General features: G+C 70.5%; 24 protein-coding genes. 12 read left to right on the top strand and 12 right to left on the bottom strand.

Translation table 11 applies throughout. From position 1 onward, the window contains the following. Position 1: 1 nt before the first annotated feature. Genes MKK54_RS18765 through MKK54_RS18750 form a run of 4 tightly spaced genes read left to right on the top strand, consistent with a single transcriptional unit; the run spans position 2 to position 5451 of the window. On the top strand, positions 2-1360 hold the full coding sequence (locus MKK54_RS18765; RefSeq protein WP_244012992.1) for a MotB family protein: 1359 nt from the start codon (positions 2-4) through the stop codon (positions 1358-1360). Further along, complete coding sequence (locus MKK54_RS18760; RefSeq protein ID WP_244012990.1) at positions 1360-2589, top strand: chemotaxis protein MotC; 1230 nt, start codon at positions 1360-1362, stop codon at positions 2587-2589. The genes MKK54_RS18765 and MKK54_RS18760 overlap by 1 nt, the downstream gene beginning before the upstream one ends. Next, the gene (locus MKK54_RS18755) at positions 2586-4892 is read left to right on the top strand and encodes a flagellar hook-length control protein FliK (protein ID WP_244012987.1); all 2307 of its coding nucleotides are present in this window, start codon (positions 2586-2588) and stop codon (positions 4890-4892) included. Before MKK54_RS18760 ends, MKK54_RS18755 begins: the two co-directional genes overlap by 4 nt. Then, on the top strand, positions 4846-5451 hold the full coding sequence (locus tag MKK54_RS18750) for a transglycosylase SLT domain-containing protein (RefSeq protein ID WP_244012985.1): 606 nt from the start codon (positions 4846-4848) through the stop codon (positions 5449-5451). The genes MKK54_RS18755 and MKK54_RS18750 overlap by 47 nt, the downstream gene beginning before the upstream one ends. 93 nt (positions 5452-5544) lie before the next feature. On the opposite strand, the gene MKK54_RS18745 is transcribed toward MKK54_RS18750, so the two are convergent. The 8 genes from MKK54_RS18745 to motA form a co-directional block, all read right to left on the bottom strand. Further along, positions 5545-6228 carry a response regulator transcription factor gene (locus tag MKK54_RS18745; RefSeq protein WP_244012983.1) on the bottom strand — a complete coding sequence of 228 codons (684 nt, stop codon included), beginning with the start codon at positions 6226-6228 and terminating at the stop codon, positions 5545-5547. Positions 6229-6494: 266 nt separating this feature from the next. Continuing rightward, positions 6495-6947 carry a hypothetical protein gene (locus tag MKK54_RS18740; RefSeq protein ID WP_244012981.1) on the bottom strand — a complete coding sequence of 151 codons (453 nt, stop codon included), beginning with the start codon at positions 6945-6947 and terminating at the stop codon, positions 6495-6497. Further along, the gene (gene flhB / locus MKK54_RS18735; protein ID WP_244012979.1) at positions 6947-8008 is read right to left on the bottom strand and encodes a flagellar biosynthesis protein FlhB; all 1062 of its coding nucleotides are present in this window, start codon (positions 8006-8008) and stop codon (positions 6947-6949) included. Before flhB ends, MKK54_RS18740 begins: the two co-directional genes overlap by 1 nt. A gap of 39 nt (positions 8009-8047) precedes the next feature. Beyond that, entirely contained in the window at positions 8048-9085 is a 1038-nt protein-coding gene (locus tag MKK54_RS18730) for a flagellar motor switch protein FliG (protein WP_244012977.1), read from the bottom strand. Positions 9086-9096: 11 nt separating this feature from the next. After that, on the bottom strand, positions 9097-9477 hold the full coding sequence (fliN, locus tag MKK54_RS18725) for a flagellar motor switch protein FliN (RefSeq protein WP_244012975.1): 381 nt from the start codon (positions 9475-9477) through the stop codon (positions 9097-9099). Positions 9478-9586: 109 nt separating this feature from the next. After that, on the bottom strand, positions 9587-9886 hold the full coding sequence (locus MKK54_RS18720; RefSeq protein WP_244012973.1) for a hypothetical protein: 300 nt from the start codon (positions 9884-9886) through the stop codon (positions 9587-9589). After that, the gene (locus MKK54_RS18715) at positions 9870-10802 is read right to left on the bottom strand and encodes a flagellar motor switch protein FliM (protein ID WP_244012971.1); all 933 of its coding nucleotides are present in this window, start codon (positions 10800-10802) and stop codon (positions 9870-9872) included. Before MKK54_RS18715 ends, MKK54_RS18720 begins: the two co-directional genes overlap by 17 nt. A 2-nt stretch (positions 10803-10804) precedes the next feature. Further along, positions 10805-11677: a flagellar motor stator protein MotA gene (gene motA, locus MKK54_RS18710; RefSeq protein WP_244012969.1), complete on the bottom strand. Its 873-nt coding sequence runs from the start codon at positions 11675-11677 to the stop codon at positions 10805-10807. A gap of 174 nt (positions 11678-11851) precedes the next feature. On the opposite strand from motA, the gene MKK54_RS18705 reads away from it, so the two are divergent. Next, positions 11852-12058, top strand: a complete 207-nt coding sequence (locus tag MKK54_RS18705; protein ID WP_244012967.1) for a DUF3606 domain-containing protein — start codon at positions 11852-11854, stop codon at positions 12056-12058. Between the two features lie 6 nt (positions 12059-12064). Here MKK54_RS18705 and dut read toward each other — a convergent pair whose 3' ends face one another. After that, the gene (gene dut, locus MKK54_RS18700) at positions 12065-12601 is read right to left on the bottom strand and encodes a dUTP diphosphatase (protein WP_244012965.1); all 537 of its coding nucleotides are present in this window, start codon (positions 12599-12601) and stop codon (positions 12065-12067) included. Continuing rightward, the gene (locus MKK54_RS18695) at positions 12598-13485 is read right to left on the bottom strand and encodes an HpcH/HpaI aldolase/citrate lyase family protein (protein WP_244012962.1); all 888 of its coding nucleotides are present in this window, start codon (positions 13483-13485) and stop codon (positions 12598-12600) included. Before MKK54_RS18695 ends, dut begins: the two co-directional genes overlap by 4 nt. 332 nt (positions 13486-13817) lie before the next feature. Between MKK54_RS18695 and pstS the strand changes: the two genes are divergently transcribed. The 6 genes from pstS (at position 13818) to phoB (ending at position 19413) form a co-directional block, all read left to right on the top strand. Then, positions 13818-14855: a phosphate ABC transporter substrate-binding protein PstS gene (gene pstS / locus MKK54_RS18690; RefSeq protein ID WP_244012960.1), complete on the top strand. Its 1038-nt coding sequence runs from the start codon at positions 13818-13820 to the stop codon at positions 14853-14855. Positions 14856-15059: 204 nt separating this feature from the next. Further along, the gene (pstC, locus tag MKK54_RS18685; protein WP_244012958.1) at positions 15060-16034 is read left to right on the top strand and encodes a phosphate ABC transporter permease subunit PstC; all 975 of its coding nucleotides are present in this window, start codon (positions 15060-15062) and stop codon (positions 16032-16034) included. Positions 16035-16077: 43 nt separating this feature from the next. Continuing rightward, positions 16078-16971: a phosphate ABC transporter permease PstA gene (pstA, locus tag MKK54_RS18680; RefSeq protein ID WP_244012956.1), complete on the top strand. Its 894-nt coding sequence runs from the start codon at positions 16078-16080 to the stop codon at positions 16969-16971. A gap of 62 nt (positions 16972-17033) precedes the next feature. Continuing rightward, positions 17034-17852: a phosphate ABC transporter ATP-binding protein PstB gene (pstB, locus tag MKK54_RS18675; protein ID WP_244012954.1), complete on the top strand. Its 819-nt coding sequence runs from the start codon at positions 17034-17036 to the stop codon at positions 17850-17852. A gap of 87 nt (positions 17853-17939) precedes the next feature. After that, entirely contained in the window at positions 17940-18665 is a 726-nt protein-coding gene (phoU, locus tag MKK54_RS18670; protein ID WP_244012952.1) for a phosphate signaling complex protein PhoU, read from the top strand. A gap of 37 nt (positions 18666-18702) precedes the next feature. Beyond that, the gene (gene phoB / locus MKK54_RS18665) at positions 18703-19413 is read left to right on the top strand and encodes a phosphate regulon transcriptional regulator PhoB (RefSeq protein ID WP_244012950.1); all 711 of its coding nucleotides are present in this window, start codon (positions 18703-18705) and stop codon (positions 19411-19413) included. A 112-nt stretch (positions 19414-19525) separates the two neighbouring features. Here phoB and MKK54_RS18660 read toward each other — a convergent pair whose 3' ends face one another. Continuing rightward, the gene (locus tag MKK54_RS18660) at positions 19526-20332 is read right to left on the bottom strand and encodes an SDR family NAD(P)-dependent oxidoreductase (protein ID WP_244012947.1); all 807 of its coding nucleotides are present in this window, start codon (positions 20330-20332) and stop codon (positions 19526-19528) included. A gap of 124 nt (positions 20333-20456) precedes the next feature. After that, positions 20457-21854 (bottom strand): MFS transporter, encoded by a 1398-nt coding sequence (locus MKK54_RS18655; RefSeq protein WP_244012944.1) that lies wholly within the window; start codon positions 21852-21854, stop codon positions 20457-20459. A gap of 147 nt (positions 21855-22001) precedes the next feature. On the opposite strand from MKK54_RS18655, the gene MKK54_RS18650 reads away from it, so the two are divergent. Beyond that, positions 22002-23018 carry an alpha/beta fold hydrolase gene (locus MKK54_RS18650; RefSeq protein WP_244013241.1) on the top strand — a complete coding sequence of 339 codons (1017 nt, stop codon included), beginning with the start codon at positions 22002-22004 and terminating at the stop codon, positions 23016-23018. Positions 23019-23038 lie beyond the last annotated feature (20 nt).

Raw genomic sequence — 23038 nt, 5'->3', positions numbered from 1 at the left:
CATGGCGGACGAGGGCCACCACGAGATCATCATCATCAAGCGCCACGGCGACCACGAGGAGGGCCACCACGGCGGCGCCTGGAAGATCGCGCTCGCCGACTTCATGACGGCGATGATGGCCCTGTTCCTCGTGCTGTGGCTGATCGGCTCCACCACCAAGGAGACCAAGACGGCCATCGCCGAATACTTCAATCCGGTGAAGCTCGCCGACGTCACCTTCGACCGCAAGGGGCTGCGCGACCCGCAGAACAAGCCCGGCGAGCCAACGCCCGAGGAGGGCAAGCCGGACGCGGGCAAGGGCGAGGGCAGCGCGGAGGGCAAGGGGAGCGGCAAGGACGACGGCAAGGGCGCCGCCGGTCCGCCCGGCAGCCGCGCCCGCGAGGCCGCCCTGTTCCAGGACCCCTACGCGGTGCTGGCCAAGCTGGCGGCCGAGGCCGAGCCCGGCCCGGAGGTCGCCTCCGCCGACGCCGTCGCGACGGAGACCGGCGAGCCCGGCATCAAGGGCGGCGAGGCCGCGCGCGATCCCTTCGATCCGCTCTACTGGCAGGTCGCCCCCCTGGCCAAGACCCGCACCGAGCAGGCGGGCAGCACCGGCACGGTCACGCCCCTGCCGCGGGAGGCCCGGCCCGACGTCCGCGCGGCCACGCCCGGTGCGCGGCCGGCGCCGCTCCGGGTCGCCTCGGCCCTGCCCGGCGAGACGGACATCAAGATCCTGGCGACGCCGCAGAAACCCGACCCGACCCCGAAGCCCGAGGCCGGGCCCGGCGCGAAGGAGAAATCGGCTTCCGACGCGAAGGCTTCCGCCGACACGTCGGCTCAGGAGGCCAAGGCCGCCGATGTGAAGACTGCTGAGGCCAAGGCCACCGAGACGAAGGCTGCCGCCGACGCGGCCGAGACCGCCGCGATGGCCGAGATCAAGGCCGAGATCGCCCGGGTCCTGCCGACGCAGGCGAACGCGCCGGCCCCCCGCGCTGAGGTTCGCCGCACCGGCGAGGGCATCCTCATCAGCCTCACCGACGAGGTGAATTTCAGCATGTTCGGCGTGGGCTCGGCCGAGCCCCAGGCCAAGGTGGTGCGCGCCCTCGAGCAGGTCGCCCGCATCCTCAAGGACCGTCCCGGCCGGATCGTGGTGCGGGGTCACACCGATGCGCGCCCCTTCCGCTCGGAGACCTACGACAATTGGCGCCTGTCCTCGGCCCGCGCCCAGATGGCCTCCTACATGCTCGTGCGCGGCGGCGTCGCGGATGCGCGGCTGGAGCGCATCGAGGGCTATGCCGACCGGCAACCGCGCAACCCGGCCGACCCGAAGGCCGCCGAGAACCGCCGCATCGAGATCCTGCTGCGGGGGCGGCCCGAGTGATGCGTGCCGTCGTCGTCGGACTGGCGTGGTGCGTGGCGGCCCTGGCGGCGCCCGCCTGGGCGGCGGATTCCCACGGGGGCGATGGCCACGGGGCGGCCCCCGCCGCGCCGATCGAGCCGCTGCCGGTCAAGCCCTATCCGGTGCCCGTCGAACTCGTGCGGACCCTGCAATTGCTGCAGGACCGGATCGCGCAGGGCTCGGCCCAGGCGCATCACGGCCAGCGCGCGCTCCTGGCGCTCGCGGAATCGCGCATGGTGGCCCTGGAGCCCGAGACCTGGGCCGAACCCGTGAACCTGCGGGCGGCCGTGACCTTCGCGCTTAGCGGCGGCGGGCCGACGCTGCTGCGCCACCTCGTGGCCTCGGGCAAGGTGCCGGAGGCCGATACCCAACTGGTCTTCGGCACGCTGGCCTACCTGGAAGGGCGTGAGAAGGAGGCGCGCGCCCTGCTGGTCAAGATCGACCCGCTCTCGGTGCCGGTCAGCCTCGGCGCGCAGCTCGCCATGGCGCAATCCGCCCTCGTCGTGCGCGACGATCCCGCCCAGTCGATCCGCCTCCTCGACCTCGCCCGCCTGCTGGCGCCCGGCACGCTGGTGGAGGAGGGCGCCCTCCGGCGCGAGATCTTCGTCCTGGCCCAGGCCGGCGACCTAGCGAAGTTCGAGGCGCTGGCGATCCAATACCTGCGCCGCTTCCGCCACTCGGTCTATGCCGGCAATTTCCGCCAGCGCTTCGCCGCCGCCCTGACGCGCCTCGACTTCACGGGCGCGGGCGCGCGCTTCGCCCGGCTCCAGGCCATGCTCGACGAGGTGGAGATCGAGGGACGGCGCGAACTGTACCTGCTCGTCGCCCGCGCGGCCGTCGACCAGGGCAAGACCGCCACCGCCGTCTTCGCGGCCGAGCGCGGCGTCACCCTCACCGAGCCCGGCTCCGTGGAGGCGATGCGCGCCCGTCTCTACCGCGCCGCCGCCCTCGTCGTGGTGGACGGACGCTTCGAGGATTCCTTCGAGACCCTGCGGACGACCGACCGCGCCGCCCTCGATCCCGCCGACCGCGACCTCCTCGATGCCGCCCTGTCCACGGCGCGCGAGATCCGCGCGGTCGCGACCGCCGTTCCCGGTCCGGCCGATCCGGAGCCGACCGGCCCCCGCGTGGTGCCCGTGGCCCCCGCCATCGCCCGCGCGCAGGGGGCCCTCGGCCGAATCGACGAGATCATGCGCAGGAGTGAGCGTTGAACACCCTCGGTGCCACCCATTCCGGTCCGCGCGTGCCGGCGGAACCGACCGGCCTCCGCCCCCAGGGGGGCGAGGCGCTGGACGCCTCCCTCGATCTCTTCGGCGCCGTGCTCGGCGCGTTGAAGGGCTCGCTCGGATCGGACGATCCGGCCTCCCTCGATCCGGATCGTCCGGCCGGTCGTGAGGATGAGACGCCTTCCGAGCCCGCCCCCGCGCCGATCCAGGGTGAGGCCGCGAACCCGCTCGCCCTCCTCGCCGCCGTCGTGCCGTCCGTGTCCCCGAACGGCGCGGGTCCCCGCCCGCCGACCCGCGATTCCCTTGAGGCGCTCGTCGCCCGCGCCTCGCTGAGCGCCACGGCCGTGGCCCAGGCGGGAACTCCCGACGCGGTCCCCGGACCGGGTCCGTCCGATCCCACGGACGTCGTTCCAGCCTTGGCGGAAGCGCCGGCCGCCGAACCCGCCGCCGGTATGCCCCCGGTGGCGGCCGAGGCGCGGACCCGCGTCGTGGTCGTCACGCGGGAGACCCATTTCGCGCCGGTGCTCCCGCGCATCCTGGCGGCCCGCGACCCTGCGGCACCGCCGAGGGCGCCGGTCGCCTCAGGGGCACCAGGGCTGTCGGCGGAGGCATCCGCCACCACCGCCACGGAATCGAGTCAGCCCCAGGAGACGCTCCTGCGCGCTCCGGGCGTCCCGTCGCCGCGTTCCGAGACGGTGCGGGGCCTCACGGCCCTGTCGTCCGGGCCGGTCGATCCGATGCCGCCGCGCCAGCAATCGGCCATGGTCGGAGCGGTGACGCAAGCGATGGCCGAAGAGCCCGCCCTGCCGCCTTCGAGCGCCCCTCTCGGTTCGACCGGGTCCGCTCCGACCGTGGCCGCGCTCGCGGCCATACGGGTTCCGGACCCGATGCCCGTCGTCCCCTCCGCTCCGGTCGACACCTCCCTTGAGCCCCAGCCGGGGCGCGTGACCACGGCGCACCCGGCCGCTCAGGCCAGTCCGGTGACGGTCATGCCGGCCCCTGCGGCCACGCCCCTCGCCGAGCGCGGCGCGGAACACATCCGGGCAGAGGTGCTGCCCGGCACGGAACATCGGCCGGACAGCGCGCGCGCGCCTTCGGTAGTGGTCGGGACCCCGGGATCGGCGGTCGCGGATGCCCAAGCGGTTTCGGCCGCATCGCCGTCGCGCGGGGCGGTGGAGGCCCACCCGCTCCGTCCCGCCCTCATGGCGGCACCGAATCCGGTCTCCGAACCCGCGCGGCCCTCGCCCGACGAGCCGGTTTCCGATGCGGACGTCGCCGCGGGAACGGACGCTCCGGCGCGGGCCGCGCCTCAGGCGCCCGCACCCGGCATCGCGGCGGCGGCGCCTGCGATCGTGCAGGGCCGGGTCCCGGAAGCCCCGGCGGCAGGGCCTTCCAGCGCAGCGGGCGCATCGCCACCGAAGCCCGATCCGGTTCGCGCCGATCCGGCCGAAGCCGCCGCCGCGATGCCGGCGGCCGCAGGACAGGACGCCGATGCGGGCCGTTCGCCCCAGAGCCCGGTCTCGAAGCGCGCCGAGCCCGCACCGGTCACCCTCGGCGATGCGAGGTCCGAGGCGTCGCGGCCCGCCATCAACGCTCCGGCCGGAACCGGCATGGTGATGCCGGTTGCCGCGCGGCGCGGCTCGGATGCCGGGTCGGCCCGTTCGCCCGAGATCCAGAACGCGAAGGCCGCCGATCCCGCGCCCGGCGCCACCGCTGCCGCCACGGGCCTGCCGGACATGAACCTGCCGAACCTGTCAGCACCGCCCGGTCCGACCCAGGCTGCCACCGCCGCACAGGGGCCGGCGCAGCAGATCGCCGACGCGATCCTGGGACAGGTCGCGCGCGGCCCGGCCGGCGCGGTGCCGACCACCGTCGATGGCCCGCTCCGTCTCCTCACGCTCCAGCTTCATCCGGCCGATCTCGGCGTCGTCCTGGTGCGGATGCGCTTGCGCGACGGGCAGCTCGAAATGAATCTGCACGCCAGCCGCGAGGAGACCGCGACCCTCCTGCGCGCGGGGGGCGAGGTCCTCAACGATCTCCTGCGGCAGGGCGGATACCAGCCCGAGCGCGTCACGATCTCCAGCGGCGCACCGGCGGCCATGCCGACACCCGCCGACGCGCAAGCCTTCCCGACCCGGGCCGATGCGAATGCCAACCCGGACCGCGCCACGCCCGACCAATCGGGGCGCCGGCAACCCGATGGCCGCGAGGCGGCCCCGTCCGATACCAGCGAGCGGATTCATGAGAGCGTTTCGAGCAGCCCTGACCGCAGCGGCGTTTACCTGTAGCCTCGCGGGCGCCGCCTCGGCCAACAGCGTGCCGCCGGCGACCGGCAAGGCGGCGGCTTTGCCGGCCTCGGCCAATGTCTGCGAGCGGGAGATGGCGGGCGCCTCGGCCAAGCACGGGGTGCCGCTCGGCGTGCTGTACGCGGTCGGTTTGACCGAGAGCGGCAAGCGCGGCTCGCTGCAGCCCTATGCCATGAACATCCAGGGACGGGCCTATTTCGGCACCGGCGCAGCCGACGTGATGAACCAGCTCGCGCAGGCACGGGCGAGCGGGATCAAGCTCGTCGATCTCGGCTGCATGCAGATCAACCACCACTATCACCGCGAGAAGTTCGCGAGCCTGGAGGCGATGATCGATCCGCGCCAGAACGTGGAATACGCGACCCTGTTCCTGAAGCAGCTCAAGGCGCGGGAGGGCAGCTGGACCCTGGCGGTCGCGCGCTACCACGCGGGTCCGAACAACAATCCGGCCCAGAAGCAGTACGTCTGCCGGGTCATCACCAACATGGTCGCCACGGGCTTCGGCGCCTGGACGCCGGGCGCGCGCAGCTTCTGCCAGTGAGACTGGCGCCGCGCGATCAAAGCGGAGCCAGGATCGCTCGGGCGCTGCGCGCTCGGCCGATCCGGCGTTCGCCTTGCCGAGACGAAGGCCGGCTCAACCGATGAAAGTGTATCCCATGAAGCGCTTGGCCTCGATCGGATCGTAGCCGAGGCGCTGGCTGAGCTTCTTGCGCAGCTTGCTCACGTGCCCCTCGATCACGCTCTCCTCGACGCCGTTGCTGTAGACGCCGTAGACGATGTTGTAGATCTGCGCCTTCGTCATGCGCCGGCCGCGATTGCGCACCAGGCATTCGAGGATATGGCGCTCGCGGCGCGGCAGCGGCAGCACCGCGCCGTCCACTTCGGGGTCGCGTCCGTCGAAATGCACCTTCAGGCGCTCGGACTCCGGCGCGACGTCCCGCGCGGGCGCGGCCTGCGCGTTGACGCGCCGCCAGATCGCCTCCGAGCGCGCGAGGATCTCGCGGATATGCACGGGTTTCGGCAGCACGTCGTCGATGCCCGCCTCGAACAGCTGCAATGTCTGGTCGAGGGAGCGGACCTCGCTGAGGGCGATGATCGGCGCGCGCGACATCTTGCGGATCAGGCTGGCGCATTTCGCGCGGCCCTCGAAGTCGCCGAGGAGGAAGCCCTGGATCGCCTCCCGGTCGACGCGCGAGGAGGACTGGAACCAGTGGGTGAATTCCAGGGGATCGAGGCCCAGAGAGGAGATGCCTTCGCGATCGAAGCTGGCCTTGTAGCCGGAATTGACCGCGGGCCGTTCGTCGACCAGGACATACATCGACAGCCTCCAAATGACCGCGCGCGCGTCATGAGCGTCGACGCGTTCGAGCACGAGGACAACGCACCGGGAGGTTGCGGCGGCGCATCGCCGTCGCCCGATCCGGATGGGCGAACCGCTTCCCTCGGCCCATCATTTAGCAATGTCGGCGCCGGCCCGTCCCGTCAATGACCCGAAGGGCACACGCGGTCGTGATCGGGGCGGGAACGCTCCGGCGACGCGTCGCGGGCGTCGGAGCGAGCGTGATGGCCCATGCCCGGCCGCGCTCAGGCCGGGGCACGGTCGAGGCGGGCCTCGGCGAGGGCCGATTCGAAGCCGTCGAGGCAGAAGCCCGGTCCCTGATCCGCGAGGATGCGCTGGATCGCGACACCGACATAGACGCCGTCGAGGATGAGCTTGAAGAACACCGTCACCGGCTCGGTGACGAATTCCATGTCGAGCACCACGGTGAGCGAGCGGCCCCAGTCGAAGCGCACGTCGGCCCCGTCGGCATAGGCGATGGTGGCTTCCTTGAAGAAGGGCTCGGCGGAGGAGGCCACGAGGTCGGCGATGTTGCCGTGGCGCGCCGCCTGCACCCAGCCGATCAGGATGCCGCCGTCGAGGAGGCAGAGTTCGGCGATGAAGTCACGGATCGCCGTGGCGAAGACGCGCTCGGCGTCGGCCAGCACGTCGGGGCCGGCCACGGGAGCGCGCGCGGTCGAGGAAGGTGCCTCGGTCATCAGCGAGCCTTCGAGAACAGGAAGAACAGGATCTGAGCCACCGCGCTGTAGAACTCCGCCGGAATCATCTGGTCCACCTCGACACTGTCGTACAGGGACCTTGCCAGAGGCTTGTCTTCCACCACCGCGATGCCGTTCGCCTCTGCGATTTCTCGGATGCGCAGCGCCATGAGGTCCTTGCCCTTTGCGAGGACGATCGGAGCGGGCTGTTCATCTCGGGCATATCTGAGCGCGATGGCGTAATGCGTCGGGTTGGCGATGACCAGCGTCGCCTGCTTCACGTTGCCCAGCATGCGCTTGCGCGCACGGTCCTGCGCCAGCGAGCGCAGGCGGCTCTTCACGAGCGGATCGCCCTCGGTCTGCTTGTGCTCGTCCTTGAGATCCTGCTTCGACATGCGCAGGGAGCGCTGCCAGCGGACCCGCGACCAGACGAGGTCGATCGCCACGATGACGATCGTGGCGATGCACACGACCGAGATGAGGCGGATCGACACCGTCAGGATGAGATCCGGGATCTGACTCGGGTCGGCGAACATGGCACTCACGGCTTTGCCGCCCTCCGAGCGCAGGAGCAGCAGGGCGACGAGACTGACGCCTAAAAATTTAAGGACCGATTTCAGGAACTCGACCTGACCCGCCTTTCCGAAGATCCGTCCCCAACCCGCCATCGGCGAGACCCGCGACCATTGCGGCCGGATACGCTCGAGGACGAGGCTGGGCACGTTCTGGATCAGGGCGGAGACGAGGCCGCAGGCACCGAGGATCAGCACGATGGGGATCAGGAATCGCGCCGCCGCCAGGGCGGTTCCCTCGAGGAGGCGCGCCACGTCCTGGTTGTTCTCCAGGGCGAAGTCGCGGGGGTGGTCGAGGAAGGGCGCCAGCGCCTGCAGCAGGGGATTCATCCCCTCGCGGACTACGAAGCTCAGGGCGATGAGCAGCCCGACGATCGAGGCGAAGACCGGCGCCTCGCGCGAGAACGGCACGTTGCCCTTCTCGACCGCCTCGCGGATCTTCCGCTCGGTGGCGGCTTCGGTCTTGCTCTCCTGATCTTCGTCCGACATGACCTTCGTCCGGCTGGCGGCTTCGAGCCGGGCGCGTCCCTAGCGGACCAGGGCCTCGACCTCGCCCCCGGCGTTGATCTCCAAATCACCGCGTCCGGCCATCTCCAGGGCGAGATCGGTGATGCTGCGGCGCGCCTCCGTCACGTCCTTCTGCGCCGCCGGTTCGCCGCCGTTCAGTTCGTGCTCGACCATGCGGCGCACGCGGGCCGAGAGCGCGCTGAGAATGACGCCCCGGAACTCCGCGTCGGTGCCCTTCAGGGCCAGGATCAGCCGGTCGTTGGGCACGGCGTCGAACAGGGTGGTGCGGGCGCGCGGCGCCAGCTTGACGATGTCGTCGAAGGTGAAGAGCAGGCCCTTCAGGATCTCCACCGATTTCGGCCGCGATTCGGAGAGGCTGGTGAGCACCTCGTCGATCTGCGCCCGCTCCATCTTGTTGATGATGTCGGCCATCTTCGCGTGGGTGTCGGCCCCGGCGTTGCGCGCGCCGTTGGCGAGCAGATCCTCGTGCAGGGCGCGCTCGATGGTCCCGATCACCTCGTCGCAGACCGGCTTGAAGCTCAGCATCCGCCGCATCACCGTGTTGCGGGTGGGCTGGGGCAGGTGGGCCATGACCTTGGCCGCCGCCGCCGGCTTCAGGCGCGACAGGATGAGCGCCGCCGTCTGAGGATGCTCCTTGACGAGGTAGCTCGCGATCACGCCCTCCGAGACGCCCGACATGCGCTCCCAGACCGAGCGGGTGGCATCGCCCCGGACGTCGGACAGGATCTCGGCGACCTGGTCGGCCGGCAGCAGGCCGGTCAGGAGCTTCTCGACTTCCGACGCGGTGCCGACGAGGCGGCCATCGGCGGCGAATTCCCCGGAGAACATCTCGACGATGTCCTCGAGCTGGCTCGCGCTGACGGTGCCGAGCTGCGTGGCCGAACGGGTGATGCGCCGGATCTCGTCCGGCTCGAAATACTTCAGCAGGCGCCCGGCCGCCGGCTTGCCCATGGCGAGCAGCAGGGCGGCGACCTCGTCCACCGGGTTGAGCTGGCGGTGGAGCCCCTGGGCTCGATGCGGGATCGGGACGCTCGCCACGCTCGCTATCCTCAGCCGTTCTGGCCGGAATCGGACGGTCCGACGATCTCGGTCAGGGAGACGCCGAAGCGCGAATTGTCCTCCTCGACCACCACGATCTCGCCGCGCGCCACGACGCGGCCGTTCACGGTGACGTCGACCGGTTCGCCGACGCGATGGTCGAGGGGCACGATGGCGCCGCGCCCGAGCTTCATCAGGTTCGCCACCGGCATCGTGGCCGAGCCCAGGACCACCTGGATCAGCACGGGGATGCGCAGGATCGAATCGAGGTTGCGGCCGTCGCCGATCCGCGCATCCGGGCCAGCGGCCGCGGCGGCGGGCGAGACGCTCGGAAACACCGGGGCGGTTCCGGGGGACGCGAGGTCCGCATCGTCGAAGGGGCTGTTGCTCATCATCCGCTCGTCAGGGGCTGCAATCGAACGTCGGGGAAAGGGTCCGGCCTGCAGCGGAAGGGGAAAGGATCGGGGAAAGTCGGTCCGTGCGCAAGCGGAACGGCGTCTTTCAGCCCAGTTGGCGGTCGCGCGTTGCGTTCAGGTCGCGTCGGCTCGCCTCGAGTTCGGCCAGGGTCTGGCGGGCCTCGCCGATGCGCTGGTCGAGGGCCTCCAGGATCTCGCGGCCCTCGGTGCTGAAGTTGCGGACCGCGTCGCCCGCCTGGGCCAGGGCCCGGCCCGATTGCGTGAGGATGCGGCCGTACTCGGCCTGCGTCCGGTCGAGGCGCTTCAGCTTGAGGTACATCGGCACCACGCAGGCGCTCGTCGCCACGAGCGCCAGGAGGAGGATCGTATCAACCCACGGCGTCATCGTCCGCGCCTTCCTTGGCCTGAGTGATGGCTTCGTCGACGCGCAGCACGTAGGAGCCCTGCGCCTGGCCCATATGGCACCAGAACAGGGGCCTGTCGTTGCCCTCGAGCTTCACCCGCGTCGTCGGGGTCGCGTCGAGGCCGATGATCTGGCCGACCTTGAGGTCGGCGATCTCGCCGAGCGTCAGGGTGCGCTCCTCCAGCACGGCCCGCAGGGTGACCTCCGCCTTCTGCACCTCCGCGGCGATCTGCTGGGTCCATTTCGGGTCGCGGGCGGCGCTGTCGCCGGTCAGCACCTTGGCCAGCGCCGGCCGCATCGGATTGATCACCGATTGGGGCAGGATGAGGAACATCTCGCCGCCCCGGTTGAGGGCCTGGATCGAGAACTTGGCCTCCACGGCCTTGTTGTTGCGCCCGCCGATGACGGCGAACTCCATCCGGGTCTCGGTGCGCTCCAGGCGGAAGGGGGTCGTCGAGACCAGGGAGAACGAGGATTCCAGCGCCTTGCCGACCTGCTCCAGGATGGTGTGGGCGAGCCGGATCTCGAGGGCCGAGAAGGCGCGCTCGTCCTCCACCGGCGGCTCGGCCCCGTCCGCGCCGAACAGCGCCTCCACCATGGTGAAGAGGAAGTCCCGGTCGAGGCCGACGAGGATGTGGCTGTCCCATTCGGGGGCGTGGAAGATGCCCGCCACCGCGTTGCTGTCGTAGGCGTCCAGCATCTCGCCGAAGCGGCCGCTCGCGATGCCGTTGAAGGCGAAATAGACCGGCGAGGCGACGAGGTGCTTCAGGTTGTCCGAGCAGCCCGAGGTGAGCCGGTCGAAGACCACGTGCAGCATCGGCATGCGGTCGAGGGACAGGCCCCCGGCATCGATCAGGCGGGCGCGGATGTCGGCGGCGTTCCCGGCGGGGACGTCCATGCTCAGGCGGCCTCCCTCTGTGCGCCGCCGCTGACGGTGGCGTTCTCGACCTCGTCGATGGTGGGCCGGTCCCCGAGCGAGATGCCCTTGCGGCCATGCTCGACGGCGATCTGCGGCACCGCCCCGCTCATGTAGGCGATCAGGCTCTGCTTGACGATGACGTAGACGTGGTTCTGCTTCTCGCGGATCGTCTTGATCTTGATCGCGAAGGGGGCGAGCACGCCGTAGGACATGAACACGCCGAAGAAGGTGCCCACCAGCGCCGCGCCGATGAGGCCGCCGAGGATCTGGGGCGACTGGTCGAGGGCGCCCATCGCCTTCACGATGCCGAGCACCGCCGCCACGATGCCGAGCGCCGGCATCGCCTCGGCCACGGTGGTGACCGCGCCGTAGGGCTTGAGCCGGTCCTTGCGGTAGCCGCTGATCTCCTCGTCCATCAGCGCCTCGATCTCGTGCGCGCGGGCGTTGCCGATGAGGATCAGGCGCGCGTAGTCGCAGATGAACAGCACGAGATCGGCGTTCTTGGCGATGTCCGGATAGGCCTTGAAGATCTCGGAATTGGCCGGGTCGTCGAGATGCGGCTCGACCTCGTTGCGCGGCTTGGCCTTCAACTCGCGCATCAGGGCGTGCAGCAGGCCCAGCAGGGCGAGGTAATCCTTGCGCTTGGGAACCTTGCCGGTCAGCGCGTCCATGCTGGCCTTGCCGGAATCCACCACCGTCTTCATCGGGTTGGCCATGACGAAGGTGCCCGCCCCCATCCCCCCGATGATGACGAATTCCCAGGGCTGCCAGAGCACGACGAGGTGGCCGCCCATGGCGACGAAGCCGCCGAGCATGCAGCCGATTGCGATGACGAGGCCGATCAGAACGCCCAAGGCTCAACGCCTCCGCTGGGGACACAGGAATCCGGTGCGGCAGGACCTACCCAGGATGGCTTGCGCGGGGCTGGACGGATGTCTTTCGTGAAAGGACGCCCGCATGCGACCGGACATGCGACCGGAAAAGCCCCGCTGCGTTGTCCCGTCGGCAAACGCGAGGATCGGACAGCGATGAGCAGCAGCACGAAAGCCGAGAACGACCACGAGCCCGCCACCGTCAACGTCTCGGAGCCCTGGACCCTGGCCTACTGGGCGCGCCGCTTCGAGGTGCCGAGCGAGGACGTCCAGGCGGCGGTCGAGGCGGTCGGCCACGAGCCCGCGCGGGTCGCCGCGAAACTCGGGCGGCCCTGGCCGTTCGAGGGCAGCGGCATCGTCTGAACGGCCTCAGCGCCGGCCGGTGGAGCCGAACCCATCGGAGCCGCGCCGACCGGCCCCGCCGGGCGGTTCCGGCTCGCCGGGGCCGTCCCGCACCGACAGGGTCGGGCGCGTCACGCGGGTGAAGACGAGCTGGGCGATGCGGTCGCCGGGCTCGATCCGGATGCCGGTCGCGTCCGGGCCGGCGGGCGAGGGAGCGGGCGAGGGAGCGGGATTGCGGTTCCAGGCCGAGATCATCAGCGCGCCCTCGTAATCGGCATCGATCACCCCCGTGCCGTTGCCGAGCACGAGGCCCTCGCGATGACCGAGGCCGGAGCGCGGGAAGACCAGGCCGCACCAGCGGGCGTCGCGAATCGCCAGGGCGAAGCCCGCCGGGATCAGGGCGGGCGGCCCCTGCGGCGCCAGGATCAGGGGGGCGTCCAGGCAGGCATGGAGATCGAGGCCGGCGGCCTGCGCCGAGCCCCAGCGCGGGAAGCCCCAGCCGGGGAGGCGGGGATCGAGGAGGCGCAGTTCGACGTCGAGGTCGTCGGCGCAATCCCGGCTCACGCGGCCCGTGCCGCGATGGCGTCGGCCAGGGCGACGGTGCGGGCGGCCTCCGCCATGTGCAGGCGCTCCACCATCCGTCCGTCCAGCGCGATGACGCCGCGCGCCCGGTTCTCCGGATCGGCGAAGGCGGTCAGGATGCGCCGGGCCCAGGCGATCTCGTCCGCGCTCGGGCCGAAGGCCGCGTTGGCGGGGGCGATCTGATCGGGGTGGATCAGCATCTTGCCGTCGAAGCCGCAATCGCGCCCCTGCGCGCACTCGGCCGCGAACCCGACCGCATCGCGAAAGTCGTTGTAGATCCCGTCGATCACGTCGATCTCGTAGGCGCGGGCCGCCGCGATCACGCTCATCAGCCAGGGCATCAGCGCCGGCCGGCCCGGCACGCCGAGGCGCAGGCGGCTGGCCTTGGCCAGATCGTTCGGCCCGACCAAGAGGCAGGCGAGCCGGGTGTCGACGTCGCGGGCCGAACTCGCGATGTCGGTCAGGTGCAGGATCGCCATCGGGCTCTCGATCATCGCCCAGGTCCGGGTGTGCTCCGGCGCGCCGAGGCGGCGCAGGCGCGAGCCCACCGCCACCAGGGCATCCGCCCCCGTCACCTTCGGCACCACGATCGCGTCGGGTCCGGCCGGCGCGATGGCGGCGAGGTCGGCCTCGCCGTAGGGCGTGTCGAGGGCGTTGATCCGCACCAGCACCTCGCGCGGGCCGAAGCCCCGCTCCGCGACCGCGCGGGCCACGGCCTCGCGCGTCGCCGCCCGGGTCTCGGGGGCGACGCCGTCCTCGAGGTCGATCATGATGCAGTCGGCCGGCAGCGTGCGGGCCTTCTCCAGCAGCCGGGGATTCGATCCCGGCATGGCGAGAACGGTACGGCGCGGGCGGATCTCGGTCATGGCGCATCCCCTGAGCGGCGTTTCGGAGATCCGGCCTCGCGGGACCGGACCCGGCGGCGCGCCGGCGCGGGCGCTGCCCCGTCCACTGGCGATTCGCTCCGCGACCCGGCGATAGCCCTCCGGCTTTCGCGAGACAAGGCGGTCGCCGCATGGCGCCGTCCACCGGCGGAATGCGCAGTTCGGCGCGCGCGGAGGGGTGTCTCCGGCCTCTGTCATCGAACTGTCGCGGAAGCGTCATACGGCCTTGGCCCAACCGGCCGTATGGCGCGGTGCACAACGGACGACGCCCTCAGCCGCGCCGGCCGGAGCACGCTCCCCCAGGAGACCAGCACATGAAGTTCACGACCCTCGCGGCCCTCGCGGCCCTCGGCCTCGCCGCGATCGTTCCGGCGCGCGCCGCCGACATCACGGGCGCCGGCGCGACCTTCCCCTTCCCGGTCTATTCCAAGTGGGCCGAAGCCTACCGCAAGGACAGCGGCATGGGCCTCAACTACCAGTCGATCGGCTCGGGCGGCGGCATCAAGCAGATCCTGGCCAAGACCGTCGATTTCGGCGCCACCGACGCGCCCCTGAAGGGGCCCGCCCTGGAGAAGGACGGCCTCGTCCAGTTCCCGACCGTCATGGGCGGCGTGGTCACCGTGGTGAACATCCCCGGCGTCGAGCCTGGCAAGCTGAAGCTCACGGGCGAGATCATCGCCGACATCTACGCCGGCAAGATCGCCAAGTGGTCGGATGCCCGGATCGCCAAGCTGAACGAGGGCGTGAAGCTCCCCGACGCCAACATCACCCCGGTCTACCGCTCGGACGCGTCGGGCACGACCAACATCTTCACCACCTACCTCTCGCAGGTCTCCGAGCCCTGGAAGAAGGAATTCGGCGCGGCCACCACGGTGAGCTGGCCGGTGGGCCAGGGCGGCAAGGGCAACGAGGGCGTGACCGCCACCGTCAAGCAGGTCCCGAACGCCATCGGCTACGTCGAGTCCGCCTACGCCAAGCAGAACAAGCTCAGCCACACCCTGATCCAGAACAAGGCCGGCAAGTTCCCGCAGCCCGACGACAAGGCCTTCCAGGCCGCCGCCGCCAGCGCCGACTGGAAGGCCGCCCCCGGCTTCGGCATCTCGCTGACCGATCAGGCCGGTGAGGGCGCTTGGCCGATCACCGCCGCCACCTTCATCCTCGTCTACAAGGAGCCGGCCGACACGGCCAAGGCCGCCGACGTGCTGAAGTTCTTCGACTGGGCCTACAAGAACGGCGACAAGCTCGCCACCGACCTCGACTACGTGCCGCTGCCCGACGCCGTCGTCGGCCAGATCCACGACGCGTGGAAGGAGATCAAGGGCAAGGACGGCAAGCCCGTCTTCAACATGTAAGCCAGTCTTCGACCTGTGAGCCCGGCTTTCGCGGGCTCGTGGCCCACGAAAGTCGGGGGCGAGTCGCCGCGCCCCCGCACGACCAGAGACAGACCGGCCCGGCACCAGGCCGGGCCAACCCCTTCGGAGCGATCCGGTGATCCCACTCGCGCCGACCGGCGGCGCGCTGTAGGAGACGCCGCACGGTGAAGAGAAGACTTTCGGATGGCCGCCTTGACTGATCAGATCGCCCTGACCCGCACGGGTGCTTCCGTCCGCAAGAAGCCCGGCGGCATCGGCGACAGCCTGTTCCGCGCGGCTTCCTACGGCTCGGCGATCCTGGTGCTCCTCGTGCTGGCCGGCATCCTGGCCTCCATCGCCTACGGCGCCTGGCCGGCCTTCGAGACGTTCGGCTTCGGCTTCATCACCTCGAGCGTCTGGAACATCGGGCAGGAGCAGTACGGGGCCTTCGTGGCCATCGTGGGCACCCTGGCCTCCGCCTTCCTCGCCCTGCTGATCGGCGTGCCGCTCTCGCTCGGCATCGCGGTCTACCTGACGCAGCTCTGCCCCGGCTGGGCCCGCAAGCCCGTCTCGATGACGATCGAGCTCCTCGCCTCGGTGCCGAGCATCATCTACGGCATGTGGGGCCTGTTCGTGTTCGCGCCGCTCTTCGCCCGCTTCGTGCAGGTGCCGGTCTCGAACCTCGTCGAGGGCATGCCCATCGTGGGCACCCTGTTCTACGCTCGCGTGCCCTCGGGCGTCGGCATCCTCACCGCCGGCTTCATCCTCGCCATCATGATCGTGCCCTTCGTGGCCTCGATCACCCGCGACATGCTCGATCAGATCCCGACCGTGCTGCGCGAGAGCGCCTACGGCATCGGCTGCACCACCTGGGAGGTGGTGCGCCACGTGCTCGTGCCGCAGGCCTCGGTCTCGATCATCGGCGCGATCATGCTCGGCCTCGGCCGCGCGCTGGGCGAGACCATGGCGGTCACCTTCGTGATCGGCAACGCCAACCGTCTCTCGGGCTCGGTCTTCGATCCGGGTTCCACCATCGCGTCCCGCATCGCCAACGAGTTCAACGAGGCCGACGGCCTGCAGCTGAACTCCCTGATGGCGCTGGGCTGCATCCTCTTCGTCATCACCTTCTTCGTCCTGATCATCGCGCGCCTCCTCACCCGCCGCGCCAAGGTCGCGTGATCGATCGCCTGAGGCCCCCGTCTCGAGACATCAGGAACCCGTCATGGACGCCGCCAACCCCATCGCCGCCACCGCCGCGCCGGCCCGGATCAGCCGGGTCCGTCCTGGCCGCCGGGTCGCCGACAAGACCCTGATCCTGGCCAGCACCCTCGCCACCCTCGTGGGCATCGTCGTGCTCGGTTCGATCCTGTTCATGCTGGTGTTCGAGGGCATCAAGGGCTTCTCGCCCATGCTCTTCACCGAGCCGACGCCGGGGCCCGGCTCCGAGGGCGGCGGCATCGCCAACGCGATCCTCGGCAGCCTGGTGCTGACCTTCCTCGGCATCCTGGTGGCGACGCCCATCGGGGTGATGGCCGGAACCTTCCTGGCGGAGTACGGCCGCAACTCGAAGCTCGCCGACCTCATCCGCTTCCTCAACGACATCCTGCTCTCGGCGCCCTCGATCCTGATCGGCCTGTTCGTCTACACCCTGATGGTGCGGCCGATGGGGAGCTACTCGGGCTGGGCCGGCGCGGTGGCGCTCGCCATCATCGCCACCCCGGTCATCGTGCGCACCACCGAGGACATGCTGCGCCTCGTGCCCTCGACCCTGCGCGAGGCCGGCGCGGCGCTGGGGGCTCCCCCCTCCATCGTGATCAAGAGCATCACCTGGCGCGGCGCCAGCGCCGGCATCGTCACCGGCATCATCCTGGCGCTGGCCCGCATCGCCGGCGAGACCGCGCCGCTCCTGTTCACCGCGCTGAACAACAACAGCTGGTTCCGCCCCGACCTGATGGGCGGCATCCCGAACCTTCCGGTGATGATCTACCAGTTCGCGCTCTCGCCCTACCCGAACTGGCAGCAGCTCGCCTGGGCCGGGGCCCTCCTCATCACCGTCACGATCCTCGCCCTGTCGGTCATTGCCCGGTTCGTCATCAAGACCGAGCGGTCGCGCTGATCCTCGGCGCGCCGCCTCTCCCGCCCATTCGCCCGCCCTTCGATCGACAGGATGCTGAACCGATGAACGCCGCCCCCGGAATCCCCGCCGCGCAGCTCACCGGACGCCACAAGGCCGACGAGACCTCGCCCGTCCGCATCGCCGTGAAGGACCTGAACTTCTACTACGGCAGCTTCCACGGCCTGAAGTCGGTCAACCTCAACTTCCACGACCGGCAGGTCACGGCGCTGATCGGCCCGTCGGGCTGCGGGAAGTCGACCCTGCTGCGGACCTTCAACCGGATCTACAGCCTCTATCCCGAGCAGCGCGCGGAAGGGGAGATCCTCCTCGACGGCCAGAACGTGCTCGACCCCAAGATCGACCTCAACGAGCTGCGTTCGCGCATCGGCATGGTGTTCCAGAAGCCGACGCCGTTCCCGATGTCGATCTACGACAACGTGGCCTTCGGCCTGCGCCTCTACGAGAAGCTGCCCAAGGCCGACCTCGACGTGCGCGTCGAGGAATCCTTACGCAAGGCCGCCCTCTGGGACGAGGTGAAGGACAAGCTCAAGCAGTCCGGCATGGGGCTCTCGGGCGGCCAGCAGCAGCGCCTCTGCATCGCCCGCACCGTGGCCCAGCGCCCCGAGGTGATCCTGTTCGACGAGCCGACCTCGGCCCTCGACCCGATCTCGACGGGCCGGATCGAGGAGCTGATCGAGCAGTTGCGCTCGGAATTCACGATCGTCATCGTGACGCACAACATGCAGCAGGCGGCGCGCATCTCGCAGTTCACCGCGTTCATGTATCTCGGCGAACTCGTGGAATTCGGGCCCACCACGCGCATCTTCATGAACCCGGAGAAGCGCCAGACCCAGGACTACATCACCGGCCGTTTCGGCTGATCCTCGGCGGACCGGTTTCCGGTCCGCGCCAGACCCCAATGCCATGGCGGGCACCTGACAGGCGGGCCCGATCGAGGAGTGCGACCCATGCCCGACCATATCGTCAAGTCCTACGACACGGACCTCGAAGACCTGCGCCGCTCGATCTCCGAGATGGGCGGCATCGCCGAGAAGATGATGACCGAATCCGGCGAGGCCCTGGTGCGCCGGGACGCGCCCCTGGCCCATGCGGTGATCGCCGCCGACGCGCGCCTCGACACGCTCCAGCGCGAGATCGAGGAGCGGGCCATCCTGCTCATCGCCCGGCGCCAGCCCCTGGCGATCGACCTGCGCGAGACGGTGACGGCGATCCGCGTCTCGAACGACCTGGAGCGCATCGGCGATCTGGCCAAGAACGTCGCCAAGCGCGTGGTGGCGATCGCCGACCAGGTCCAGCCGCAGAAGATCGTCATCGGCGTGCAGCACATGAGCGACCTCGTGCAGGAGCAGCTCAAGGACGTGCTCGACGCCTATGCGGGCCGCGACATCAAGGCGGCGCTCGACGTGTGGGAGCGCGACGACGCCATCGACGCGCTGTACAACTCGCTGTTCCGCGAATTGCTGACCTACATGATGGAGGACCCGCGCAACATCTCGTTCTGCACGCACCTCCTGTTCGTCGCCAAGAACATCGAGCGCATCGGCGACCACACCACCAACATCGCCGAGACGATCCACTACCTCGTCACCGGCGAGAACCTCCTCGCGGAGCGGGAGCGTCCGAAGAACGACGCCTCCAACTACGCGACGGTGGAGATGCCCGGCGCGGCCTGACCGCCCGACCGCGAGACTGTTTGACCGAAAGCGCACGATGAGTACGCGTATCCTGATCGTCGAGGACGAGGAGGCCCTGACCCTCCTCCTCCGCTACAACCTCGAGGCCGAAGGCTTCATCGTGGATTCGGCCGCGCGGGGCGACGAGGCGGACCTGCGCCTGCAGGAGCAGGTGCCCGACCTCGTCCTGCTCGACTGGATGCTTCCCGCCCTCTCGGGCATCGAATTGTGCCGCCGCATCCGGGCGCGGCGCGAGACCGAGCGCCTGCCGGTGATCATGCTCACCGCGCGGGGCGAGGAGGGCGACCGCATCCGAGGCCTCGGCACGGGGGCGGACGACTACATCGTCAAGCCGTTCTCGGTGCCCGAACTCCTGGCCCGGGTGCGCGCGCTGCTGCGGCGGGCCAAGCCCGCCCACGTGGCCAACATGCTGATCGCCGGCGACATCGAGCTCGACCGGGTCAGCCACCGCATCCGCCGCGAGGGCCGCGAGATCCATCTCGGGCCGACCGAGTTCAAGCTGCTCGAATTCCTGATGCAGAGCCCCGGCCGGGTCTTTTCCCGCGAACAGCTCCTCGACGGGGTCTGGGGGCACGACGTCTACATCGACGAGCGCACCGTGGACGTGCATGTCGGGCGCCTGCGCAAGGCCCTGAACCGCCCGCGCCAGAGCGACCCGATCCGCACCGTGCGCGGCTCGGGCTATTCCTTCGACGAGATGTTCGAGGGCGAGGCGGAATCGGCCTAGAGCATTTTCCGGCGGGGCGGATACCGGATCGCGTGAAGAACATGCGACCTTACAAGGAGATCGAGCATTTTCGTGATCCGGGGATCATGGAAAACGCTCGAGCGACCGCGCCTCACACGATGCTGCGCACCACGCCGCCATCCACCCGGAGCGCGGCGCCGCTGGTGGCGCTGGCGGCCGGGCTGCAGATGTAGGCCACCATGCTGGCGACCTCGTCCACGGTGGCGAGGCGGCCGATCAGCGAGGTCGGCCGGTGCTCGGCCACGAAGGCCCGACCGGCGGCGTCGAGATCGACCTCACCACCGGACCCGCCGTCCTGGGCCATGCTCTTCATGAAATCGGCGACGCCCTCGGACAGGGTCGGCCCCGGCAGGACGCTGTTCACGGTGACGCCGGTGCCCGACACGGTCTCGGCGAGGCCGCGCGAGACCGCGAGCTGCGCCGTCTTCGTCATGCCGTAATGCACCATCTCCACCGGGATGTTCACGCCGGATTCGCTGGAGATGAAGACCACGCGGCCCCAGCCGCGCTGGACCATGCCGGGCGTGTAGGCGCGCGCGAGGCGCACGCCGCTCATCACGTTGGTCTCGAAGAAGCGGTGCCAGTCCTCGTCCGGGATCTCGAAGAAGGGTTTGGGCTCGAAGATGCCGGTGTTGTTGACGAGGATGTCGATGTCCGGGAGCCCGGCGACCACGCGGGTCGCCCCGTCCGGGTTGGCGACGTCGCCCGGCGCTCCGATGAAGCCCCCGTGCCCGGTCTCGGACTTGAGGCGCTCGATGGCGTCGCGGACCCGGTCCGGGGTGCGCCCGTTGATCGCCACGGTGGCCCCGAGCCCGGCCAGCGCCCGGGCGATGGCATAACCGATGCCGCTGGTGGAACCGGTGACGAGGGCGCGCCGGCCCGACAGGTCGAGTTGCATGGGATCGTCCTTGAGATGGGGGCGTCCTTGGAGATGGGATCGTCCTTGAGAGGGCCGTTGCGGGGTCAACGCCCCGAACGCGCATTGGTGCGGTCCGGCGCCATCTCCCCGGCGCATCCCGTGCTCAACCCTGCGGCTGTCGCCGCAGCACGCTCGCCACCGCGCCGAAGGCCGCGAGCCCGACCGCGCACCACAGGGTGGTGGCGATCGGCCCGGCGGGGGGCGCCCCCTGGTGCAGGCCGAAGATCACCGCCACCAGGGCGGCCCCGAAGGATTGCCCGGTGAGGCGGGCGGTGGATTGCATGCCGCTGGCCCCGCCGCTGCGGTCGCGCGGGGCGCTGGTGATGATCACCTTGTTGTTGGGGGACTGGAACAGCCCGAAGCCGGCGCCGCACAGGGTCAGGCGCCAGGCGATGTCGAGATGCGCTGCGTCCGGCGGCAGCAGGGCGACCGCCATGAGGCCGGTGGCCATCAGGGCGAGGCCGAGGCCGCCGAGAAGCCCGGGGGCGAAGCGGTCCGCGAGGCGCCCCGAGAGCGGCGCCATCACCGCGATGGCGATGGGCCAGGGCGTCATCAGGAAGCCCGTCTGGGTCTCCGAGAGGTGCAGCACGTCCTGGAAGTAGAAGGGCAGGGCGACGTAGGCCATCATCTGCGCGCTGAACGAGGCGATCGAGGTCGCCATCGAGAGGGCGAAGGCGGGGATGCGCAGGAGGTCGACCGGCAGGAGCGGGCGCGCCAGGCGCGTCTGCGTCCAGACGAACACCGCGCCGATCGCGACCGCGCCGGCGATCTCGGCCAGGGCGACGCCCCGCGTGGCGGCATCGCCGAGGCCGTCCACGCCGATGATGAGGAGCCCGAAGGTCAGGGCGTTCAGGAGCGCGCTGCGCACGTCGAAGCGGCCGCCGCTCCGGGGTGTCGCCGGCAGGGTGCGCGCGCCCACGACCAGGGCGACCAGCCCCACCGGCAGGTTGACGAGGAACAGCCAGGGCCAGGTCGCCACCGACAGGATCGCGGCCGCCACCGTCGGCCCGGTGGCCGAGGCCATCGCCACCACCAGGGCGACGTTGCCGACGCCCCGGCCGATCAGCCGGTGCGGATAGATGAAGCGCACCAGGGCGATGTTCACGCTCATGATGCCGGCCGCGCCCAGCCCCTGCGCGATCCGCGCCGCCACCAGCCAGTTCAGGGAGGGCGCGAGGGCGCAGGCCAGCGAGGCCAGCGTGAACAGGACGAGGCCCGTGAGATAGACGCGGCGGTAGCCGAGGATGTCGCCCAGCGAGGCGAGCGGCAGCAGCGAGGCCGTGACGGCGATCTGGAAGCTGTTGGTCACGAAGATCGCGGCCGATGGCTCGACCGCCAGATCCTTGGCCATGACCGGCAGGGCCACGTTGACGATGGCGCCGTCGAGCACCGCCATGGTCATCGCGAGGCTCATCGCCAGGAGCGCCAGCATGCGTTCGCGCACCGGCAGGCCATCCATCACGGGATCCGGTGCGGCGGGGCGGGCGGGGTCGTTGGTCATGCGGGGACCCGTGGGACGCTGCGCGGCGTTTCGCAAGCGTCTCGGATTCCGCGCGTGCTCTATGTCACCTCGTCCGGGCGACGGCCAGCGGGAACCTGCGCTATGTCAGCCCTGCGCGCCCTCGCGCGCGACGACCGGGAAGACACCATGGACGCGCTCCTCCGCCTCTCCGCCCTGCTGCTGGCGACCCAGATCTCCCTCACGCCCGCGCTCGCGCAGGGGGCCGACGATGCCGCGCCGCTCGGCATCGGCCTCGAGGGCTTCGCCTATCCCCATCCGGTGCGCTTCCTCGACCTGACGCGGGACGGCGAACGCCAGCGCCTCGCCTACATGGACGTGCCCGCCGAGGGGCAGGCCAACGGCCGCACCGCGCTCCTGCTGCATGGGCGCAACTTTCCCGCGAGCTACTGGCAGCCCGTGATCCAGGCCCTCACGAAGGCCGGCTACCGCGCCGTGGTCCCGGACCAGCTCGGCTTCGGCAAGTCGGCCAAGCCGGTCGGTCCCTACAGCTTCGACACCATGGCGGCCGACACCGTGGCACTCCTGGACGCGCTGGGCTTGGCGCGCGTCGACGTGGTGGCGCATTCGATGGGCGGGATGCTGGCGGTGCGCCTCGCGCGCAACGCGCCGGACCGGGTCAACAGCCTCGTCCTCGAAGCGCCGATCGGACTGGAGGATTACCGCTTCACGGTGCCGCCGGTCCCGAACGCGACCCTGCTGCGCCTGGAGGGCGAGGCCACGGCGGAATCCTACCGCCGCCAGCTCATGACGAACTACGCCCTGTCGCTGCCGGCCTCCGCCATCGAGCCCTTCGTATCGCTGCGCGAGCGGGTGAAGGGGTCGGGCGAGTATCCGCGCTGGCTTCAGTCCTTCGTGAATTCCTACCAGGCCATCTGGGGGCAGCCGGTGGTGCACGAGATCCCGCTGATCCGGCAGCCGACCCTCTTCGTCATGGGCGAGAACGACCACAACGCCCCCGGCAAGCCCTTCGCGCCGGAGGCCCTGCGGGCCGGCATGGGCCGGAACGCCGAGCACGCGCGGGCGCTCGCCGCGCGGATGCCGAACGCCCGCGCCGAGGTGCTGCCCGGCATCGGCCACCTCGTCCACATGGAGGCGACGGACCGCTTCAATGCCCTGACGCTCGATTTCCTCAACGGCCATTGAGGGCCGAGAGACCACACGGG

Source organism: Methylobacterium sp. J-068 (assembly GCF_022829445.1).
GTDB lineage: Bacteria > Pseudomonadota > Alphaproteobacteria > Rhizobiales > Beijerinckiaceae > Methylobacterium.
This window is presented reverse-complemented; position numbering and strand designations above follow the sequence as displayed.

Excerpts from the sequence above, each read along its gene's own strand:
- MKK54_RS18660 (WP_244012947.1), bottom strand. The coding sequence starts at position 20,332 with ATGCAACTCGACCTGTCGGGCCGGCGCGCCCTCGTCACCGGTTCCACC.
- phoB (WP_244012950.1), top strand. The coding sequence starts at position 18,703 with ATGAGTACGCGTATCCTGATCGTCGAGGACGAGGAGGCCCTGACCCTC.
- pstA (WP_244012956.1), top strand. The coding sequence starts at position 16,078 with ATGGACGCCGCCAACCCCATCGCCGCCACCGCCGCGCCGGCCCGGATC.
- MKK54_RS18655 (WP_244012944.1), bottom strand. The coding sequence starts at position 21,854 with ATGACCAACGACCCCGCCCGCCCCGCCGCACCGGATCCCGTGATGGAT.
- MKK54_RS18765 (WP_244012992.1), top strand. The coding sequence starts at position 2 with ATGGCGGACGAGGGCCACCACGAGATCATCATCATCAAGCGCCACGGC.
- flhB (WP_244012979.1), bottom strand. The coding sequence starts at position 8,008 with ATGTCGGACGAAGATCAGGAGAGCAAGACCGAAGCCGCCACCGAGCGG.
- phoU (WP_244012952.1), top strand. The coding sequence starts at position 17,940 with ATGCCCGACCATATCGTCAAGTCCTACGACACGGACCTCGAAGACCTG.
- MKK54_RS18650 (WP_244013241.1), top strand. The coding sequence starts at position 22,002 with ATGGACGCGCTCCTCCGCCTCTCCGCCCTGCTGCTGGCGACCCAGATC.
- pstC (WP_244012958.1), top strand. The coding sequence starts at position 15,060 with ATGGCCGCCTTGACTGATCAGATCGCCCTGACCCGCACGGGTGCTTCC.
- MKK54_RS18740 (WP_244012981.1), bottom strand. The coding sequence starts at position 6,947 with ATGACCGAGGCACCTTCCTCGACCGCGCGCGCTCCCGTGGCCGGCCCC.
- pstB (WP_244012954.1), top strand. The coding sequence starts at position 17,034 with ATGAACGCCGCCCCCGGAATCCCCGCCGCGCAGCTCACCGGACGCCAC.
- pstS (WP_244012960.1), top strand. The coding sequence starts at position 13,818 with ATGAAGTTCACGACCCTCGCGGCCCTCGCGGCCCTCGGCCTCGCCGCG.
- MKK54_RS18760 (WP_244012990.1), top strand. The coding sequence starts at position 1,360 with ATGCGTGCCGTCGTCGTCGGACTGGCGTGGTGCGTGGCGGCCCTGGCG.
- MKK54_RS18695 (WP_244012962.1), bottom strand. The coding sequence starts at position 13,485 with ATGACCGAGATCCGCCCGCGCCGTACCGTTCTCGCCATGCCGGGATCG.
- MKK54_RS18715 (WP_244012971.1), bottom strand. The coding sequence starts at position 10,802 with ATGGACGTCCCCGCCGGGAACGCCGCCGACATCCGCGCCCGCCTGATC.
- MKK54_RS18745 (WP_244012983.1), bottom strand. The coding sequence starts at position 6,228 with ATGTATGTCCTGGTCGACGAACGGCCCGCGGTCAATTCCGGCTACAAG.
- fliN (WP_244012975.1), bottom strand. The coding sequence starts at position 9,477 with ATGAGCAACAGCCCCTTCGACGATGCGGACCTCGCGTCCCCCGGAACC.
- MKK54_RS18750 (WP_244012985.1), top strand. The coding sequence starts at position 4,846 with ATGAGAGCGTTTCGAGCAGCCCTGACCGCAGCGGCGTTTACCTGTAGC.
- MKK54_RS18705 (WP_244012967.1), top strand. The coding sequence starts at position 11,852 with ATGAGCAGCAGCACGAAAGCCGAGAACGACCACGAGCCCGCCACCGTC.
- MKK54_RS18720 (WP_244012973.1), bottom strand. The coding sequence starts at position 9,886 with ATGACGCCGTGGGTTGATACGATCCTCCTCCTGGCGCTCGTGGCGACG.